Consider the following 3,408-nt stretch of genomic DNA (forward strand, 5'->3'; position numbering starts at 1 on the left):
ACAAGCAATTTCTATTGACAAAGATTATAAACTTGATCCTATGGGCTCTTTCCTTGAAGGCGGTCTTGGTATTAATGCACAATTGTCTTCAAACATCTTGCTTCATGGCGATGTCAGTTATCAACAAAAGCTGCAAAAGACGGGCATATCTGGAGCAAGCTTTTCAGGCGGAATACGCTATCAATTTTAATGCACAATCGCGAAGGGTAATATAAGACTATTAAAAAAACCTCGTTTTATTAAAAGCAAACGTTGTTTTATTCCATTCACGTCCATAAAAAAGGCAGCACACTGAGCTGCCTTTTATACAAAAGAACCCTGTTTTTTCTCTCAAACAGCCCCTTTACTCTCTTCATAAAGGCAACACACTAAAAAGCATCTCTTTATGAAGCACAGGCAAAAAGATTTCACCACAAATACATGCAAAAAAACTCAAACGAAAAGCAAGAAGAAGCAAAATTTTATCAACTATCCAATGAATACCCTTTTTAGTATAACTATAAAACTTAGTATAACTATAAAACGCGTTCGATCAAAAGCAAAAAACGTTCTTATAAGCTTTATCTATTTACTGTGTGACATCGCCCTTCTTTCTTATCAATTCATAAAAAAATTTACAAAGAAGAAGCATATCTTTAATGAAATCTCTCAACTTATCATTTTTTATAAGATCTAAAAAACTATCTCCTTTGATTTTATTCCTAAATAAATCTTCACTTATTTTAAAATTTTTCAATACTAAAAATAATTTTAAAATATATATTAAGTTTAATATTATTATAGATATTTAAATATTAATTTAAAAAAATCACAAATTATTTAAATAAAGTATTTTATCTTTAATACTATATTAATTTTATAGTTTACATAAATAAGTTAAATATTATTATATCTTTCTTGAAAAGATATAAGATATAAAGTTATTAAGTCAGGATGATATGAGATGTATAAAAAAATTCTTTTATCATACACAACCACAGCTGCCATAATATTGTTCAATATCCATTCCAATACACAGGCTAATTCCCTTTCTGCTGAACAAGGCGAAAATAAAATCGCTCCAACGCGAGAAAGCTACGAAAATATTTATGCTCTCGATGGTGGTAAAATTCATGGCAAAGCTCTCAAGATAACCGGTCCCCCAATAGAAGAAGGATACACAGCAAAAGATATAAGTGGGGTAGAAGCTAAACAATCTGGAAGTATCATTGAACTAGAGGGGGAGACAACGATAAAAAATGTTTCAATCGGTCTGTGGGCAAAAGAAAGTGGTGCCATTAAAATGAAAGGTGGCTCCATTCAGGTAAGAAAAGTGCATATACAAACACCAATTGGTATAGAAGCCGCCTCAAATGGTGCCATCACGTTAAGCAATGTAGAGATTGAAACGAACGCTCCAGAGCAGAGCATAAAGACAATCGGTGAAAATGAAACCGGAATAGGAAATGGAACAGGAGCAAGCTTAAAGAGCGGTGGAATATTGAACATGATTGGTGGTTCCATTAAAGCGGATTATTTAGGCGTTGCTTTAGAAGAAAGCAATAGTGAGCAAAATAAGCTCGAAAATGTCAAAATTAACATCACGGATCCTCCAACGACCACGCATGAGAGCACAGGAATAAGGGTCATCAAAACAAGCCAAATTGTTTTAAAAAATGTAACAGTTAGGAACGCAAGAACCAGCATATATGCAAGTGATAATTCTCAAATAACAATATCAGGCGGCTTAATTCAAGGCAATCATATGGGAATAAGTGCTGAAAAAGAGAGCGTAATAACACTAAAAGATAATGTTGAAGTTTTATCGAATGACCATGGGCTTTCTGCAAACGATCTACAATCAAAAATTACTATGCAAGGAGGAAAACTGATAACAGCCGGGTTACAACCAGCAGTCCTGGCTGGACTTGGTGGAGAGATTAAGCTGACCGATGTGGTTGTGCATACTCGTGATAATGGCATACAAACGCAAAAATTAGAGACGAAAGATCCTCCATTAACAACGCAAGGTCTCCAGGCACAATATGCACAATCGAAAATCACCATGATAAGAGGATCGATTACCACAACTGGTTTGAATCCTGCAGTGTTAGCTGGATCTGGTGGACAAATCGATCTCACTGATGTTCCCATACAAGTGCATAATATTGGACTACAAGCGCAAGCCGAACAGTCAAAAATTGTCATGAACAAAGGAACACTTACCACAACCGGTATGAGTGCTGCAGCGTTAGCTGGATCTGGCGGACAGATTGAGCTCAATGATGTTGTTATAAAAACCAAGGATATCGGGCTCCAAGCACAAGAGAAGCAATCGAAAATTACCATGAGAGGAGGAAAGCTGATCAAAACTGGACAGAAATCTGCTCTCTTTGCAACATGTGGCGGACAGATTGATCTATTGTGTGCTCTGGTACGTACGAATAATAATGGACTGGCAGTACGGGGAAAACAATCAAAGATTACGCTCAAAGATTCGGAAGTCCGTGCTAATATTCTCTTAGCAGGAAGACCGAATGAAGATGATAACGGCGAAGCTAATGTGATTGCCGACCACTCTATCTTAGAAGGAGGAGCAAGAGCTTCAGAAAAAAATCCTACCCAAATAATCTTGAGTTTGATCAATGGTACAACGTGGTATTTAAAGGCGAGCATGAAAAGCTATAAAATCCAAAAGCTTGATCTGATCAAAAAATTCCATTCTGAAGTTTTTAGGCTTAATCTCAACAATAGTACCATTGTGTTTAGACCACCAAGAGAAGATCAGTATCAAACATTACATATAGGCATTCAATCACCTTACCTCATAAACAACAACATAACGCACGAAACAGTCTACACTGCAACAGGCGATGCAAAAATTTATTTCAACACAGAATTGAGTGATGGTCTCCCAAAAGAACAACAAAGAGCAGATCGTCTTCTTATTCATGGCAATGTCTCAGGCACCACAACAATCCATTTTAGCAACCTTTTAAAAGACGACAACACAAAAGAAAAGAATACTGGTCCGATCAATACGCGTGGGCTTTCACTCATTCAAGTTTCTGGAAAAGCAGAGGAAAATTCCTTCAAATTGGCAAATGGCTATACCACAATAAAAGGTTTGCCTTATAAATATACACTCAATGCCTATGGACCAACGGCAAGCCGCGGAAAAGCCAGTGTTGAGCAAAGTCTCGTGGGAGAAAAAGAAGATTTTTGGGATTTTCGTTTGCAAAATGCCATTCTTGAGGATGAAGAAACAACACTTCTTAATCTTGAGAGAACACCCTCTCTTGATGCGAAGCAAGCTGCCTCTCTTAATGCCGAAGAAACTCTCTCTCCTGATCTTGAGGAAAAAACCTCCCTTAATGCGCAGGAAACTGCCTCTCTCAATGAAGAAGAAACAATTCCTCTTGATCTTAC

The 3,408-nt window shown here is 36.8% G+C and carries 2 protein-coding genes; both read left to right on the forward strand.

Annotated features, from left to right (window positions below; translation table 11 throughout):
• The coding region (locus tag BN200_RS08895; RefSeq protein ID WP_154645993.1) for an autotransporter outer membrane beta-barrel domain-containing protein at nucleotides 1-190 on the forward strand (190 nt) is incomplete at its 5' end.
• 753 nt (nucleotides 191-943) lie between these two features.
• On the forward strand, nucleotides 944-3,408 hold a 2,465-nt coding region (locus BN200_RS07245; protein WP_019221885.1), incomplete at its 3' end, for an autotransporter outer membrane beta-barrel domain-containing protein.

The organism is Bartonella senegalensis OS02 (assembly GCF_000312545.1).
Classification (GTDB): Bacteria; Pseudomonadota; Alphaproteobacteria; order Rhizobiales; family Rhizobiaceae; genus Bartonella; species Bartonella senegalensis.